12 protein-coding genes are annotated in these 15961 nt (G+C 65.9%); 4 read left to right on the top strand and 8 right to left on the bottom strand.

The genetic code is table 11. The features are described from left to right. Window positions 1-52: 52 nt before the first annotated feature. Entirely contained in the window at window positions 53-1009 is a 957-nt protein-coding gene (locus tag BpN12_RS24815; RefSeq protein ID WP_246794907.1) for a helix-turn-helix domain-containing protein, read from the bottom strand. A 240-nt stretch (window positions 1010-1249) separates the two neighbouring features. Here BpN12_RS24815 and BpN12_RS24820 point away from each other — a divergent pair, with 240 nt between their 5' ends. The 4 genes from BpN12_RS24820 to BpN12_RS24835 all read left to right on the top strand — a co-directional run bounded on the left by BpN12_RS24820 (window position 1250) and on the right by BpN12_RS24835 (window position 5446). Next, the gene (locus BpN12_RS24820; protein ID WP_246794908.1) at window positions 1250-2911 is read left to right on the top strand and encodes a (2,3-dihydroxybenzoyl)adenylate synthase; all 1662 of its coding nucleotides are present in this window, start codon (window positions 1250-1252) and stop codon (window positions 2909-2911) included. Continuing rightward, complete coding sequence (locus BpN12_RS24825) at window positions 2908-3678, top strand: thioesterase II family protein (RefSeq protein ID WP_246794909.1); 771 nt, start codon at window positions 2908-2910, stop codon at window positions 3676-3678. Before BpN12_RS24820 ends, BpN12_RS24825 begins: the two co-directional genes overlap by 4 nt. Beyond that, window positions 3675-3980, top strand: a complete 306-nt coding sequence (locus BpN12_RS24830; RefSeq protein ID WP_246794910.1) for an isochorismate lyase — start codon at window positions 3675-3677, stop codon at window positions 3978-3980. The genes BpN12_RS24825 and BpN12_RS24830 overlap by 4 nt, the downstream gene beginning before the upstream one ends. 74 nt (window positions 3981-4054) lie before the next feature. Then, complete coding sequence (locus BpN12_RS24835; RefSeq protein WP_246797988.1) at window positions 4055-5446, top strand: isochorismate synthase; 1392 nt, start codon at window positions 4055-4057, stop codon at window positions 5444-5446. Between the two features lie 318 nt (window positions 5447-5764). On the opposite strand, the gene BpN12_RS24840 is transcribed toward BpN12_RS24835, so the two are convergent. The 7 genes from BpN12_RS24840 to BpN12_RS24870 all read right to left on the bottom strand — a co-directional run bounded on the left by BpN12_RS24840 (window position 5765) and on the right by BpN12_RS24870 (window position 14786). Further along, entirely contained in the window at window positions 5765-7063 is a 1299-nt protein-coding gene (locus tag BpN12_RS24840) for a cytochrome c (protein WP_246794911.1), read from the bottom strand. A 13-nt stretch (window positions 7064-7076) separates the two neighbouring features. Further along, entirely contained in the window at window positions 7077-8858 is a 1782-nt protein-coding gene (locus BpN12_RS24845) for a GMC family oxidoreductase (protein WP_246794912.1), read from the bottom strand. 2 nt (window positions 8859-8860) lie between these two features. Beyond that, the gene (locus BpN12_RS24850; protein ID WP_246794913.1) at window positions 8861-9469 is read right to left on the bottom strand and encodes a gluconate 2-dehydrogenase subunit 3 family protein; all 609 of its coding nucleotides are present in this window, start codon (window positions 9467-9469) and stop codon (window positions 8861-8863) included. A gap of 279 nt (window positions 9470-9748) precedes the next feature. Continuing rightward, on the bottom strand, window positions 9749-11305 hold the full coding sequence (locus BpN12_RS24855; protein WP_280529139.1) for a methyl-accepting chemotaxis protein: 1557 nt from the start codon (window positions 11303-11305) through the stop codon (window positions 9749-9751). Between the two features lie 321 nt (window positions 11306-11626). Next, on the bottom strand, window positions 11627-13102 hold the full coding sequence (locus tag BpN12_RS24860; RefSeq protein WP_246794914.1) for a TolC family protein: 1476 nt from the start codon (window positions 13100-13102) through the stop codon (window positions 11627-11629). Then, on the bottom strand, window positions 13092-13616 hold the full coding sequence (locus BpN12_RS24865) for an HlyD family type I secretion periplasmic adaptor subunit (RefSeq protein ID WP_342346227.1): 525 nt from the start codon (window positions 13614-13616) through the stop codon (window positions 13092-13094). The genes BpN12_RS24860 and BpN12_RS24865 overlap by 11 nt, the downstream gene beginning before the upstream one ends. Before the next feature lie 195 nt (window positions 13617-13811). Continuing rightward, window positions 13812-14786: a formylglycine-generating enzyme family protein gene (locus BpN12_RS24870; RefSeq protein ID WP_246794915.1), complete on the bottom strand. Its 975-nt coding sequence runs from the start codon at window positions 14784-14786 to the stop codon at window positions 13812-13814. Window positions 14787-15961 lie beyond the last annotated feature (1175 nt).

Consider the following 15961-nt stretch of genomic DNA (forward strand, 5'->3'; position numbering starts at 1 on the left):
AATGACAGATGAAAATCTATCGCATCCGCTCTCATGCCCCGCATCGATTGCTTTAGGCTGCCGGTGTGTTGCTTTCGATTCCAGGGCGTCCCCCGCCAAGCTCGTCACGCGCGCTCAACGACGCGCGGATCTCTCTCGGCGAGACGCCGTAGCGCTTGCGAAACGCGACCGAAAAATGCGCCGGGCTGTAGCCCACCCGGTACGCGACGGTCGATACGTTCGAATCTTCGTCGCAGAGCATGCCGTGCGCCTTCTTCAATCTGCATTCCTGAAGATAGGCGTGAACGCTGGTGCCGAACACCTTGCGAAACCCGGCCGTCAGCTTGCGCGGATTCAGGCCCACCCGCGTCGCCAGCGCGTCGAGCGTCGGCGGGCGCTCCAGGTCGTGCGTGAGGATCTCGCTCGCCGCGTGAATCCGCTCGACGTCCGACGACGTGACCCGCACGCCGGCCGGCAGCGGCGCGCGCCGCGTCGCCATCAGCTGCGCGCCGAGCGCCATCAGCTCGAGCGCCTTGCCCTTCAGGTAATAGGCACGCACGGCGCCCTCGAACTGGCAGGTCGCGATCTGCACGGCCAGCGCCTGCAAGGCCTTCGATGCCGGGCAGCTCATCATGCGCGGCCCGCCCGCCGCCGGGCGCGGATGCGCCGGCAGCAGGCCGGCATCCTGCCCGAGCGTCTCGATGCCGAACTGCACGATCGTGTAGCGCAGCGGCGCGTCGCGGCAATAAAGCTGCTCGGTGGTGGGCCCGGCGTCGTTGACGATGAGGCACAGGCTCGGCCCGCTCACGCAATGTTCGGGCTGGCCCGGCACGCGGCAGCACAGCCGCCCGCTTTGCACGAGCACCAGCTTGAGCCCCTGCTCGAGCGGCCCTTCGTGCCAGCCGGGGCTCTCGGTAGCGACGGTACCGCTGAGCAGCGTCATGCCGGCATCGACATGCATGAGGTCGGGACGGCTGCCGGGCAACGGCGCCGGATCGATTCGGGACGGGACGAACGGGATCGAGGTCATCAAAGTTGTGTCATCGGTGCGCCAAGCACTGCCGCGTGACAGCGCCGGACGTCAAGCCACGGAGGAAGTGCCGCGGGCCGCCGCCCGATTCGCATCGAACGACGGATCGAAGCCGCGCCTGGTACCGGATCAAATGAAAAAGCCGGGGAATCAAAAGAAGGTCCGTTGAAAGCGTCATGCCAACAAACAATAATGACTCTCATTATCATTTGAAAACAACGTCGAACCTTGGCCGAACTCATGCTTCCCTCCCGCTGCGACATCGTTTCGTCCGCTGCCTCTCCATCCGGCTGCCCGAACTGGCCGGCCGCCTTCATTCGGCGCTATCGCGACGCCGGCTACTGGCAGGACATCACTTTTTTCGAGGCGCTGCGCGAACAGGCCCGGCGCACGCCCGAAGCCATCGCGATCGTCGACGGCGACGCGCGCCGCCATCGTTTTCGCGAACTGCTCGAGCGCGTCCGGCGTCTCGCCGGCGGCCTGCACCGGCTCGGCCTGCGGCGCGGCGACATCGTCGTCGTCCATCTGCCGAACGGCCTGCGCTTCATCGAGACCTGCTTCGCGCTGTTCCAGCTCGGCGTGGTGCCGGTGCTGGCGCTGCCCGCGCACCGGCAACATGAAATCGAGGCACTTTGCCGCTTCGCCGGCGCACGCGCGTACCTGGGCGCCGACCAACTCGACAACTTCGACTGCCGCCCGCTGGCCGAGGCGCTGCGCGCGACGTGCCCGGCACTGGAGCACGTGGTGATGAGCGGTGCGGCGGCCGGCTTCGTCGCATTCGATACGTTGTACGACGCTCCCGCGCGCGACGCCTGCGACGCGCGCGCCGGCGACGTCGCCTGCTTCCAGCTCTCGGGCGGCACGACCGGCACGCCCAAGCTGATCCCGCGCCGCCACGACGAATACCTGTACAACGTGCGCGCCTGCTCGGCGGCGAGCGCCGTCGACTCCGACACGGTCTATCTGGCGGTATTGCCGATGGCGCACAACTTCACGCTCTGCTGCCCCGGCGTGATCGGCACGCTGCTGCACGGCGGATGCGTGGTGACAACCGGGCGCGCCGACCCCGACACCTGCTTCGCGCTGATCGCGCGCGAGCGCGTCACGCATACGGCGCTGGTGCCGCCGCTGGCGCTGGTCTGGCTTGACGCGCAGGACCGCCTTCACGCCGACCTGTCGAGCCTGTGCCTGCTCCAGGTAGGCGGCGCACGCCTGATGCGGCATGCGGCCGAACGTGTCGCGCCCACGCTCGGCTGCCGGCTGCAGCAGGTGTTCGGCATGGCGGAAGGGCTCGTCTGCTGCACGCGGCTCGACGATCCGCCCGAGCGCATCCACGACACGCAGGGGCGCCCGGTGTCGGAGGCCGATGAAATCCGCATCGTCGATGCGCGCGGCAAGCCGGTCGCGCCCGGCCAGATCGGCGAGCTGCAGGTGCGTGGCCCATACACGATCCGCGGCTACTACCGACGTGCCGAACACGATGCGGCGGCGTTCACGGCGGACGGCTTCTATCGCAGCGGCGACCTCGTATCGCAGACGGACGATGGCTATCTGGTCGTCGAGGGCCGGGACAAGGATCAGATCAACCGGGGCGGCGAAAAAGTCTCGGCCGAGGAACTGGAAAACCTGCTGCTCACGCATCCTCGGGTCCACGACGCGGCCGTGGTCGCGCGGCCCGATGCGCTGCTCGGCGAGCAGACCTGCGCGTTCGTGGTGGCGCGCCCGCCCGCGCCCACCTCGATGCAGCTCAAGCAGCATCTGCGCGCCTGCGGCCTGGCCGCGTTCAAGGTTCCCGACCGGATCGAATTCGTCGCGCGCTTCCCGGAAACTGGCATCGGCAAGACCAGCAAGCAATCGCTGCGCGAGGCGCTGCGGCGCGAACTCGACGAGGCCGGCCGATGAGCGCGGCGCCGCACGCACGCTGGATTCGCGAACTGCAGCTGTCGCCCGGCCCGCGCGCGCGCATCGTCGGCCTGCCGCACGCGGGCGGCAGCGCGGGATTTTTCCGCAACTGGCGCGGCCATCTGCGCGGGGAGCTCGACCTGCTCGCCGTGCAGTACCCGGGGCGCGAGGATCGCTTCGGCGAACCGGGCGCCGCGACGATCGAGGCGCTCGCCGACCCCGTCGCCGAGGCCCTGCGCCATTACACCGACCGGCCGCTCGTGCTGTTCGGGCACAGCCTCGGCGCCGTGCTCGCCTATGAAGTCGCCGTGCGGCTCGAACGCGCCGGCCGCCCGCCGCTACGCGTGTTCGTCTCCGGCCACCCGGCGCCGCACCAGCAGCGCCGCACCGATCTGCACCGCCAGTCAGACCAGGCGCTGCTGGCCGACATCACGCGGCTCTCGCCGGACAGCCGGGCGCTGTTCGAGGACGCCGAACTGCGCGCGGTCTACCTGCCGATGATCCGCCGCGACTACCAGGCGATCGAAACCTACCGATGCCCGCGGCCCACCCTGCTGGACACGCCGCTCGACATCGTGCTGCCGCTCGACGACACCGAGGTCGATCGCCACGAAGCGCTCGCCTGGCAGCAGGTCACGCGCGGCGCATCGCGGTGGGCCGCGTTCGAGGGCGGTCACTTCTATCTGAAGCAGCAGTATCCGGCCCTGGTCGCCTGGCTGACCCGGCAGATCGATCTCACCCTTTCCGCTCCCAAGGAGTTGCCATGAAACAGCCGGACGACTGCGCGAATCTCGACGAGGTTCGCGAGGCGATCGACCGCCTCGACGCCGACATCATCGCGGCGCTCGGCCAGCGCATGCGCTACGTGCTGACGGCCTCGCGCTTCAAGCCGAGCCAGGACAGCATCGCGGCGCCGGAACGCGTCGCGGCGATGCTGCCGGCGCGGCGCGTCTGGGCGGAGCGCGCCGGGCTCGACGGCGGCTTCGTCGAAACGCTGTTTGCGCAGATCATTGATTGGTATATCGAACAGCAGACGCGCTTCTGGCGGCAGCAGCGAGGGCTCGAATGAGCACGCCCGCTACCACGCCGGGCGAGACACTGGCCGAGGCACTCGGCGCCCCGCTCGCCGACACCTTCGGCGACATGCTGGCCGGCGCGTTCATGCGCGCCGTGCGTCATGCCGCGGCGAGCGGCGCGTCGGTGCTCGCCTCGGTGTCGTTCCCGCTGAAGCCGCTGGACCTGCCCACGCTGATCGGGCGCTGGGACGACGGCGTCACGCCGTGGGCCTTCCACGAGACGGTCACGCCGTCGTTCGCGCTGTTCGGCTGGGATTGCGCGCTGGAACTGTCGGGCCACGGCGACGCGCGCTTCGCGCAGATCGACACGCGCTGGCGGGAACTGGTCCGCACCGGCATCGTTTGCGGCGATCAGCCGCCGCGCCTCGTCGGCGGCTTTCGCTTCGATCCGGCGGGCGCGCGGCAGGCGCATTGGCAAGCCTTTGCCGACGCGAGCATGATGCTGCCGCGGCTGTCGATCGTGCGCGAGCGCGGCGACTATTGGCTGGTCTGCCAGCATGTGGCCGCGCCGGACGACGACGGCGCGGCGGTCGCACGCCGGTACGAGGCGTGGATCCACCGGCTCGATCACGCAATGCCGGTAGCGGCGTCGGCTTGCGTTGGCGCCGCATCGGGCGCGCTCGACACAGTGACGCTCGACGCCGGCGTCTGGAAGCGCAAGGTGCGGGACGCGATCGACGCGATTGGCCGCGGCGCGTTCAGCAAGGTGGTGCTCGCACGCGACGTGCTGCGGCGCTATCCGGCGCCGGTGGCGATCGCGCCGCTGCTGGCACGGCTGCGCCGGCGCGACGCGAATGCGCAGCTGTTCGCCGTGCGGCGCGGCGGCGGCGGCTTCGTCGGCGCGACGCCGGAGCGGCTCGTGCGCGTCCACGAGCGCGTCGTCCATACCCAGGCGCTGGCGGGCACGACGCGCCGCGATGCCGACCCGGACCGCGATCGCGCGCTCGGCGCCGAACTGATGGCCGACCGCAAGGAGCGGCTCGAGCATGCGATCGTCGTCGAGGCGATCGTCGCCGCGCTCGAACCGCATACGCACGACCTGCAGCTGCCGGACCGGCCGGCGCTGCAGCTGCTGCCGCGCCTGCAGCATCTGAGCACGCCGATCCGCGCGACGCTCGGCGCCGGCACGACGCCGCTCGCGCTGGTGGCCGCGCTGCATCCGACGCCGGCCGTGGCCGGCCACCCGCGCGCCGCCGCGCTCGCCTGGCTGCGCGAACACGAAGGCTTCGATCGCGGCTGGTACGCGAGCCCGTTCGGCTGGATCGACGCGCACGGCAACGGCGACTTCTGCGTCGCCTTGCGCTGCGCGCTGATCATGGCGAACACCTGCCGGCTGTTCGCGGGATGCGGGATCGTCGCCGAGTCGGATCCGGAGCGCGAATATCAGGAAACCTCGCTGAAGCTGTCCGGCATGCAGGCGGCGATCGAGTCGCCCGATGACTTGCCACCGCAGGGCTGACGACGGCCACGGCCCCGCTTGATGGCGATCGACGGCAAGGCCGGGCAACGTGGCAGGAACGAAACCGTGACGCGAAATCGCCGGTGGCATCCATCGCCATCGCCAGCCACATCACCACGCCATCGCGCGGCAGATATACGGAGCGACGCGGCGAAAGCACCGGCAACACCCGTCGCGCTCGCCCACCAGATCACCATGCCACCACACCACGGATAAAAAAGCGGCCCGCATCCAGCCGGACGCGGGCCGCTTCACGACACCGACATCGGCATCGACACCGATGTCAGGTCTCAGGCATCAAGCCTCGGGCGGCCGCCCTCAGCCCCCCACCTTCGCGCGCACGGCGGCGACCTGCTTCGCCGTGACGGCCGGGCCGTGATTGCCCCAGCTCGAGCGCACGAACGTCGCCAGCTGCGCGACGTCCTCGTCGTCATAGCGCCAGCCGAACGGCGGCATCGCGAGCGGCGACGGCGCCGCCTGCGTCGAGGGCAGGCGCGAGCCCGCGAGGATCACGCCGATCAGCGAATCCGGGTTGGCCTGCGCCACCACCGGATTGTCGACCAGCGACGGGAACACGCCCGAGGCACCGCGCCCGTTCATGCGGTGGCATGCCGAGCAGCTGTCGAGATACACCTGCGCGCCGCGGCTCGTGGCCTTGCCGGCGAGGATGTCCTGCAGCGTGCCGTCGTCGGCATGGAAGCTCGGTGCCTGCGGCGGCGCGCCAAGGCTCTTCACGTACACGGCAATCGCCTTGAGGTCGGCATCGCTGAGGTACTGCGTGCTGTTCTCGACCACCTCGCCCATCGGCCCGGACACGGCCGAATGCGGATTGCGACCGGTCTTCAGCGAAGCGACCACGTCGTCCACCGACCACGCCTCGAGGCCGCCACCCGCCGACGAGCGCAGGTTGATCGGCGCGGTATGGTCGAGCGACGAACCGGACAGGTACAAGTCGCTCTTGCCGCTCACGTCGAGCTCCTGGAACGCCGCGCCACGCGGCGTATGGCAGGTGCTGCAGTGCGCGAGGCCCTGCACCAGGTAGGCGCCGCGATTCCACTCCACACTTTGGGCCGGATCGGCCACGAAGCGCGTGTCGTCATGGAACGCGCGACTCCAGTAGGCGAGCGGCCAGCGCACGCTGAGCGGCCACACGATGTCGGAGGCGCGGTTCGCCTGCGGCGAGGCCGGCACCTGCGTGGTCAGGTACGCGTACAGATCCTGCAGGTCCGCGTCCGACACCTTCGCATACGAGGTGAACGGCATGGCCGGATAGAGCCGCTTGCCGCCCTTGCCCACGCCCTCGCGCATCGCGAGCACGAATTCGTCGAACGTGTAGCCGCCGATGCCGTGTTCGCGGTCGGCGGTGATGTTCGTCGAATAGATCGTGCCCACCGGCGTCGCGAACGGCAGGCCGCCCGCGAACGGCGTGCCGCCCTTGGTCGTGTGGCACGCGATGCAGTCGCCGGCGCGCGCCAGATACGCGCCATGCACGGCATCGCCCTTGCGGTTTGCCACCGAGGCGTCGAGCTTGACATCCGGCGTCACGGACGCGAACGCCCACAACGCTCCCACGGCCACCACCCCGGCGGCCACGATTCCAGTTACCAGTTTTCGCATGATCGTTGCCGCCTCAGACCTGCACCATCGCGGCGCCGGGGTTCTTCAGGTATTGCGAGCGGATGTTGCTCGCCGCCCAGTAGGCGAGACCGCCCACCAGGCCCGTCGGGTTGTAGCCGATGCCGTGCGCGAACACGTTGGCGCCGAGCACGAACAGGTTGGGCACGTCCCAGCTCTGCAGGTACTTGTTGACCACGCTCGTCTTCGGATCCGCGCCCATCGCCGTGCCGCCGCTGATGTGCGTGCTCTGGTAGGCGCGCGTGTCCCAGTGGGTGCCCGGCTTGATGATGCGTCCCGAGATCGACTTCGGGTTCATCGCGTGGCCGATCTCCATCATCTTGCCGGCCACGTATTCCGAGGCGCGCAGGTCGTTGTCCTGCCAGTCGAGCGTGAGGCGCAGCAGCGGCGAGCCGTAGGCGTCGCGGTAGTTCGGATCGAGGTCGAGGAAGCAGTTGCGGTAGGCCATGTTGCTGCACTGCGACTCGATGCGGCCGGTGTGGAGGAAGTTGTCCTTCGCGGCCTGCTTCCACTCGGTGCCCCATTTCGGCGTGCCCTTCGGCAGCGGGATGCCGCGCACCGGGCCGTTGCCGGTCTGGCGGCCCCAGATGATGCCGCCGCCGATGAAGCCGAGCTGCGAGTGGTCGAAGTTGTCGGCGTTGAATTCCTCGATCGCCTGGCCGCCGCCGCCCGCGCCCATGAACTGGTTGATGTACACGTCCTTGTCGAAGAACATGTTCACGCTGTTGAGCAGCTGGTAGCAGAAGTTGCGGCCGACCACGCCCTCGTTGGTGTCCGGGTTGAACGGCTGGCCGATCTTCGAGAGCAGCATCAGATGGACGTTGTGCAGCTGGAACGCGGCCAGCACCACCATCTCGGCCGGCTGCTCGACCTCGTTGCCCTGCGCGTCGATGTAGGTCACGCCGGTCGCGCGCTTGCCGCTCGCGTCGGTGTTGACCTTGACGACGTGCGAGTTCACGCGCAGCTCGAAATTCGGCTTGCGCAGCAGCGCCGGGATGATCGCCGTCTGCGGCGAGGCCTTCGAGTAGTTCAGGCAGCCGTAGTCGCTGCAGAAGCCGCAGAAGTTGCACGGCCCGAGCTGGCAGCCGTATTCGTTGGTGTACGGCCCCGACGCGTTGCCGGCCGGCAGCGCGAACGGCTTGTAGCCGAGCCTGCGTGCGGCGGCCGCGAACAGCTTGCCGGTGGGATGGTCGGCCAGCGGCGGCAGCGGGTAGTCGCCCGAACGGCGGCCTTCGAACGGGTTGCCGCCGTCGAGCGGCTTGCCGTTCAGGTTGCCGCCCTTGCCCGAGGTGCCGCAGACGCGCTCGAAGCGGTCGAACGACGGCTCCAGTTCGTCATAGGTCACGCCCCAGTCCTGCAGGTTCATGCCTTCCGGGATGAACTTCGCGCCGTAGCGCTCGGTGATGTGGCTCTTGTAGCGCAGTTCGTCGGGCATCACGCGCGACTGCACGCCCGACCAGTGCGAACCCGCGCCGCCCACGCCCTCGCCCGGCTTGAACGAGCCGATCTGGCGGTACGGCACGGCCGTCTGGTCCTTGGTGTGGCGGTTCGTGACGGTGGTCTTCGCGAGGTTCTGCAGCAGCGCCTGGCGCGCCGAGTACTTGATCTCGTCGACGATCTGCGGATACGCGAAATCGGGCACCGTCTCGCGTGCGTCGCCGCGTTCGAGCGCGACCACGTTGAGCCCTGCGTTCGCCAGTTCGATCGCCATGATCGCGCCGGTCCAGCCGAAGCCGACGATCACCGCGTCGACCGGCTTTTTCTTGATGCTTGCCATGCTTATCCTCGCTTGCCGTAGAGGCTGACCGGACCATACGGATAAGGCTTGGCCTCACCCACGAACTCCAGGTAATCGGCGCGCACGCCGGGGTAGCCGATCATCTTCCAGGCGGCCATGTCCTTGTTGCCGCCGTAGGACGGGTCGCCGAAGTAGCCTTCCATCACGTTGACGAGCAGGAAGTGGCCGAGGAAGGTCTTGAAGTTGAAGTCGTCGGTCTTGACCTCGCCCGACTCGATGCCCTTGAAGAAGGCGGTGCGCTGCGCGGCCGTGAAGTCGGCGAAGGCCTTGCCGTTGAAATGCGCGCGCGTGTAGGCGTTGATCGCGCGGATGCCGATCCGGTACTGCTCCTTCGGCGTGAGCTTGGCCTGGTAGCCGAACTCGGGACCGGCCGGCAGGAACGGCCCCTGCATGTACCAGCGCGTCGCGTCGCCGTAGGGCGTTAGCATCTGGCGGTCGATGTATTGCGGCACGCCGAGCTCCACCGCGCCGGGCCCGACGTCGTCCTTCGGGATCAGCGTGTCACAGGCCGCGTTGATGAAGGCCCATTCCTCCGGCGTGAAATAGCCGGGCGTGTACTGGCTGGCGGTGGGCTGGTCGGCGGGCGGCATGCCGCGCGCGACGGCCGGCTGGCCCTGGTTCGCTACGGCACCCGAGATACCGACAACGGCTATCGGTGCAATCGCGATGGAGCCCTTGAGAAAGCTCCGCCGGCTGCGATCTTTCGCTTCTGTCATGATTGAAAGTTGTCGTGGGGATTGGATTGGAATGGCGTGCCGGCGTGCCGCGCAGGCACGCCGCCGTTGCACCCGGCAGGCCCCCGGCGGGGGCGCCTGCCCGGAAATACCCGGAACTACCCGGAACTGCTCGATGGGTCCCGCTCAAGCCGCTCAGGCGAGCTGGAACGTCTCGACGTGGCCGCGCATGCGCGTGGACTGCTCGCTGAGCGCCTGCGCCGCGGCCGTGGCCTGCTCGACGAGCGCCGCGTTCTGCTGGGTGATCGAGTCCATCTGGCTGACCGCCGTGTCGACCTGCTCGATGCCCATGCGCTGCTGTTCGGCGGCCGCCGCGATCTCGTTCATCAGCGTGGTCAGGTCGCGCACCGAGCGCAGCACTTCCTGCATCGTCTGGCCCGCGTCGGCCACCAGCTCGCTGCCCTCGGCCACCGTCTGCACCGACGCGGAGATCAGCTCCTTGATCTCCTTGGCCGCCACCGACGAACGCTGCGCGAGCGAACGCACCTCGCTCGCCACCACCGCGAAGCCACGGCCCTGCTCGCCGGCGCGCGCCGCTTCCACGGCCGCGTTCAGCGCCAGAATGTTGGTCTGGAAGGCGATGCCCTCGATGATACCGGTGATATCGGAGATCTTGCGCGAGCTTTGATCGATGCCGCCCATGGTACCGATAACGCGCTCGACCACATCATTGCCGCGCGCGGCCACGTTGGAGGCGTTGTCCGCGAGCGAACGCGCCGTGCGGGCGCTTTCGGCGTTCTGCTTCACGGTGGCCGTCAGCTCGCTCATGCTCGCCGCGGTTTCCTCGAGCGAGGCGGCCTGCTCCTCGGTACGCACCGACAGGTCCATGGTGCCCGAGGCGATCTGCTGGGTGGCCGTGGCGATCGATTCGGTGCTGGTACGCACCTCGCGCACGGTGCGTGCGAGGCTGGTCTGCATTTCGGCCACGCCGCGCAGCAACAGGCCCATCTCGTCGTTGCGGTGCGCGTCGATGCGGCGGTTCAGGTGGCCCGCGGCGATCGCCTCGAAGTGCGAGAGCGCGTCGTTGAGCGGCGCCATGATCGCGCGGCGCAGCGACAGCCAGCTGAGCACCGAGGCGATCACGCCGATCACGATCATCACGACCGACACGCTGAAATAGACGCGAAAGCTCGATTCGGACGCTTCGTAGTTGTTCTTCGCGTTGGTGTAGAGCGCCTGCTTGACCTTGTCGTTGGCCGCGCTCATCTGGCTGTAGAGCGCGGAAAGCTCGGTCATCGCGATGCGGTCCACCTTGGCGGTGTCGCTGGCGCGGATCGCGTCGACGAACGACGACACCGCGTCACGCATGGCCTTGCGGCGCTCGGTGGCGTCGCCGATCAGGTCGGCCTCGTTCGGTTCGTGCGGCTGCTTGACGAAGGTCTGCCACCATTCGTCGGACTTCGCGAAGAAGCCGGTGGCGCGGTCGATCTGCTCCTGCGCCTTCGGGTCCTCGGGGTGCAGCGCCAGACGGTCGAGCACGAGGCGCGTGCGGGCGATGTAGATTTCGGCGTTGCCGATGTTGGTCGCGGCGGTCAGCTTGTTCTTGTAGGTGTCCTGGTTGGCGCGATTCGCCCGGCTCGTTCCCAGCAAGCCCAGCACCCCGATCGCGACCATCAGCACGGCGAGAAAACCCATCGTCAGCGCAATGCGCGCCTGCAGCGTGAACGCCGCCTTCACCCCTACCCCATTCATCGATTTTTTCCTGAATATCTAATATTTGAGCACCATGCACTACGGGTATACGGCAAGTGCTTAACTATCTTTAGATGAAATGAGGGATTCGATCAAAAAACTGAGGGATTCGATCAATCGGGGCTGGACCGGCCCGCCGAGGGTGGTGTAACGGGGGGTGCAGGGGGCGAAGCTCACCACGAGACGGGGGGCGCTGAGGCGTTTTGCGGCTATCGGCAGCGAATCGGGCTCGGGCTCCAACTCGACTCGGGCTCGCACCGGAGGACAGCCGGCTAGCGCAGGTGGGACCATCGACGGGCGGCGGGCGCCGCCCGTCGACGCTCAGCGCATCGCGCTCGATAGGCTGTCCATGTCGAGCCGGCCCAGCTTCGAGGCCAGTTGCAGCCGTGCCGAACGCCAGTCCGTGAGCGCCTGGATCCGCTGTTTCTTCGCGTTGGCGAGCGCCGATTGCGTGTTGAGCAGTTCCAGGATGCTGCCCACGCCGATCTGGTAGCGGTGCTCGGCCGCCGCGTAGGACTGCTGCGCGAGCGCGAGCAGGCTGGCGCTGTTGCGCAGGTTCGAGGTGGCGCTGCGCAGCGCCTGATAGCCGTTCCAGACGTCGAGCCCGAGCTGCTGGCGCGCCTCGGCCAGCGTGTCGGCCTGCAGTTCGGTCTGCGCCTGCGCCTGCCTCACCTGGTAGGTGCGCGCGAAGCCCTCGAAGAACGGGATCGTCAGCTGGAACCCCAGATACCACTCGCGGTGGGTGGCCGGAAACACCGGGAAACCGAGCTGCAGCGTGGTGGGCTGGTTGTTGAAGTTGTACTGGGCGACCAGGTTCAGCTTCGGCAGGCCCTCGGCGCGGATCTGGTCGGTCTTGGCGCGCGCGGCCTCCAGTTGCGCCTGCGCCGCCGCGATGCCGGGATAGCGGCGCTGCGCGTCCTCGATCAGGGTCGCCACCGAGTCGCCGAACTCGTGGTCGGGCTGCACGCCGTCGGCCACGTCGGGCAGCACCAGCGGGGTCGCCGGGTCGAGATCCATGTCCGAGGCGAGCGTGCCGATCGCGCTGGCCCAGTCGCTTTCCGCCTTGGTGCGGCTCACCAGCGCCTCGCCGTGCGCGGTCTGCGCCTGCAGCTGGTCGCTGATCGCCGCGACGCCGCGATCGACGCGGGCCGTGGCGGCATCGGCGCTGCCCTGCGCGGTCTGTTCGACCTCGCGCGCGGCGGCCAGCGCGCCCTGCGCCGCTTGTGCGGCGTAGTAGTCCTTGGCGACCGTCGCGAACACCGTCTGCAGCGCCACCTGCTGGTTGGCGCGGGCCGCCGCCAGCAGTTCGGTGGCGTTGCGCAGCGCGGCCGAGCGCCCGCCGAAATCGTAGAGCACCCAGCTCAGCGTCACGCTGGCGTTCTGGATCCGGCTGTTGTAGTCGGAATCGAACTGCGGCAGGCCGGTAACGTGATTGTTCGCGACGTTGTGCGTGCCCTGCCAGTTGCCGTTCAGCGTCGGCAGGTACGCGGCGCGCCCCTGGCCCACCGCCGCGGCCTGGATCTTCACGTTGGCCCAGGCCTCGCGCGTTTTCGGGTGACGGCAGAGCGCGCGCTCGACGGCGTCCTGCAGGCGCAGCGGCTCGGGCAGTTCACCGAAGCTGCAGACCGCCGCGCCCTCGCCGAGCAGGTCGCCGGACGGCGTGGCCGGCACCATCGATTCGGTACGCAACGGGTCGAAGGCCTGGCTCGGGGCGGCCACGAACAGCAGGCCGGCCGCGAGCAGCATGGTGCATACCACGCGCGGCAGCGCGCGCGGCTTGAGACAATCAACGTTCACGCAGGCTCTCCTGGCCAGTCTCGATCACCGGATCGAGGAAGTAATGCGCCACGCTGCGCTTGCCGGTCTTGATCTCGGCGGTTACCGACATGCCGGGCGTGAGGTTGATCCAGGTGTCGTTGGCGCGGATCCGGTTGGTCGCCAGCCGGATCCGCACCGGAAACGTCAGGCCGCGCCGGCGATCGGACACGGCGTCGTTCGAGACCGTCTCCACCGTGCCGTGCAGGAAGCCGTAGCGCGTATACGGGAACGCCTCGACCTTGACCACCGCCTCCTGCCCCGCCTTCACGAAACCAATGTCCTTGTTCTCGATGTCAGCCTCTACCTCGAGGCTGTCGTCCGGCACGATCTCCATCACGGGCGAGGCGGCCGTGGCAAGCCCGCCCAGCGTATGGACCTTCAGCTGCTGGACCGTGCCCGCCACCGGCGAGCTCAGGCTCAGCAGCTTCTGCCGCGTATCGGCCTTGGTTTCGTCGTTGCGGCTTTGCGCCAGCTGCTGGTTGGCCTTGTCCAGCGTGTCGAGCTGCTCGCGCCGGAACTGCGAGCTGAGCTTGTAGCTGCCTGTTGTACATCATCTTGAGTGGCATCGCCACCTGCGTAACTTTTTAGCGTCAATGCAAGGCTATTCCAGGCACCAATTGCCGCCGCCGCATTTGCTCCCGTTTGGATAACAATTATTCCGGACATTCAATTATCCTTAACATAAAAATCACGAACCAGCTGCCAGCCGAAAACCATCCGTAGAACTCCGTGAATCATGAAGGGCTCCGGTCCGATTGGCAGATCTCACTCCTATAGGTGCAGAGGCCCAGCTGGCACCTCGCTGGGCCCTATCTCTACATACATCCGGAGAATTCTCCGATGAAGATGAAGGAATTTGGTATCCGATTTTCATACAATTACTAACCCACTGGATCGCATTCCCAAGCATGTCGTATAAACCCCATGCATTAGGGAGAAATGATCCGACAGGCGAAGTCCAAACATAGCCGTCATCGCAAGCAACTGTATCTGCATCAGGGTCTAATACACGAGCGGATGCGTCACGCGCATTCGCATATTTGCATTGCTCTTGCCTGCTGGAACCCCAATACATCGGAGTGGAGCTGCCTGCACGGGCTGCAAACTCCCATTCTTCTTCTGTGGGCAATCGATAGTGACGTTTGCTTGCTTTTCCAGTTTTTCGATTCAACCACGCGATGTAGCTTTGAGCATCGTCCCACGAAACACACACGACAGGATCTCTATCGGTTTGGGCAAATCCAGGCCTCTCCCAATCCGCATCGGGGTCGAATTTCCATCGTCCGTTCTTGTAGATCGTACATCCTTCCCCATCGAACCCTGTTTCATTTGAAAATACTGAAAACTGCGCGCGGGTTACATCAAAACGTCCGATGGAAAATGATTTAACTCTTACCTCATGCACAGGGGTCTCAAATTGGCGTTTTAAGTTGGCGTATTTTTGCCCATTAAGTTCAGATTCTGATGCCCCCATCATAAAATTCCCGGATGGGATGATCACCATCTCCGAACAATCGTCGCAATCACGAAAACTATCTGGCTTGCTGATCTTAACAACATCCGCCCGGTCAATTAAGGGAATCATCAAAAAAATAATCCCAAAAATAGCTATAAAAAATTTTTTCCCCATAAAGTATCTATGCCTTAATAATTTCAATTTCATAAATTTCGACTTTGCAACTTCGATCTCAGCTTAGTAGGCACTGCTGATGGCTCTAGAACGGAATTTGTGTCTTGAATTTCGGATGTCTGGCATGTTGCCAGCACGACTTGCGCTACGGACTACGAATGGAGCTGCTGTCTGACAAACTCCCTGAACGCTATATAGCTCTTCGCCGTCAACATACATCTCGCATTGTGGAAAAATTTTCATTTGGCTTATTGGCGTTTATTCATTCTTTCTACCGGCAACTTCGTGCCTCGCCATATACCTCAAATTTCGACAAGGCGAGCCGGCGCTTCATTCATCGACATCAAATCGGGGTTCTCCTGAAGCGGCTAACACGGCTCATCTTCGAATCGAGAGAAGATGACACATGTGGCCAGGAACGGTACAGCAACATGAATATTGCAGCGTCGCTCAAAACGAACACGGAATTTGCCGACTCCCGCGAACCAGCCGCGAATCGGGCGCACGCCCGTTCAACGCCCCGGCGATTCCGGCTGATGCGCTCGCTCTTTTCACCCTGCGACGGGCGACACGGGCGTCGATGCCGCGCTGACTCGGGTAACACTAGCGACTAACAAAGTCGCGCTCCATATATCTACGTGCAACTTACCCGGATCTGCGCGGTTAGGCGGTCAGGGCCGATGCCGCCGAGACGGTTGCAAGTGTGGGCTCGAACGCCATCGAATCGCACCGTTGAGTAAATGGTCCTCCTGCGGCTGGTTTTCTGTGGGATAGCGGCCTGCAGGAAATACAGAGCGCCGATTGATGCCGCTCGATCGTCGATCGTGCATCACCGTCCGCCCCCGGGACGATATGAAATCGACGGCAATATGTTGGGATTTTGTTGGTGATTATTAATGTTCGATAGTAAATCCTACATTGCACTCGTATTACCACTGATTGCGCATGTCCTGTCCAGTGAATTTTTCTTAACCGGTCCTCCGGATCGTTTGCCGAGATCGCCCTCGAAACAATGAATGCTTGAAACATGCGACTACCACCGGGCCGCTCATAGCCCTATCATCTGGCCAGCGAGAATGCAAGCAATCGATCTGGTGGGCCAGATTGCGGAATGGGGCGCATTCTTAGTTCCGCAATCATCTCGATCAGGGCGAGCGCGTGAAGGCAGGGGTCGCTGCTTGCGGCGTTGTTGGCTGTGCTGTTGGCCG

The sequence above is a fragment of the Burkholderia perseverans genome, assembly GCF_022870505.1.
GTDB classification, from domain to species: Bacteria; Pseudomonadota; Gammaproteobacteria; order Burkholderiales; family Burkholderiaceae; genus Burkholderia; species Burkholderia plantarii.

Bases quoted from the DNA above. Each gene is read 5' to 3' on its own strand.
- BpN12_RS24855 (WP_280529139.1), bottom strand. From the start codon at position 11,305: ATGAATGGGGTAGGGGTGAAGGCGGCGTTCACGCTGCAGGCGCGCATT.
- BpN12_RS24820 (WP_246794908.1), top strand. From the start codon at position 1,250: ATGCTTCCCTCCCGCTGCGACATCGTTTCGTCCGCTGCCTCTCCATCC.
- BpN12_RS24870 (WP_246794915.1), bottom strand. From the start codon at position 14,786: ATGAAATTGAAATTATTAAGGCATAGATACTTTATGGGGAAAAAATTT.
- BpN12_RS24835 (WP_246797988.1), top strand. From the start codon at position 4,055: ATGCTGGCCGGCGCGTTCATGCGCGCCGTGCGTCATGCCGCGGCGAGC.
- BpN12_RS24825 (WP_246794909.1), top strand. From the start codon at position 2,908: ATGAGCGCGGCGCCGCACGCACGCTGGATTCGCGAACTGCAGCTGTCG.
- BpN12_RS24845 (WP_246794912.1), bottom strand. From the start codon at position 8,858: ATGGCAAGCATCAAGAAAAAGCCGGTCGACGCGGTGATCGTCGGCTTC.
- BpN12_RS24815 (WP_246794907.1), bottom strand. From the start codon at position 1,009: ATGACCTCGATCCCGTTCGTCCCGTCCCGAATCGATCCGGCGCCGTTG.
- BpN12_RS24830 (WP_246794910.1), top strand. From the start codon at position 3,675: ATGAAACAGCCGGACGACTGCGCGAATCTCGACGAGGTTCGCGAGGCG.
- BpN12_RS24840 (WP_246794911.1), bottom strand. From the start codon at position 7,063: ATGCGAAAACTGGTAACTGGAATCGTGGCCGCCGGGGTGGTGGCCGTG.
- BpN12_RS24850 (WP_246794913.1), bottom strand. From the start codon at position 9,469: ATGCCGCCCGCCGACCAGCCCACCGCCAGCCAGTACACGCCCGGCTAT.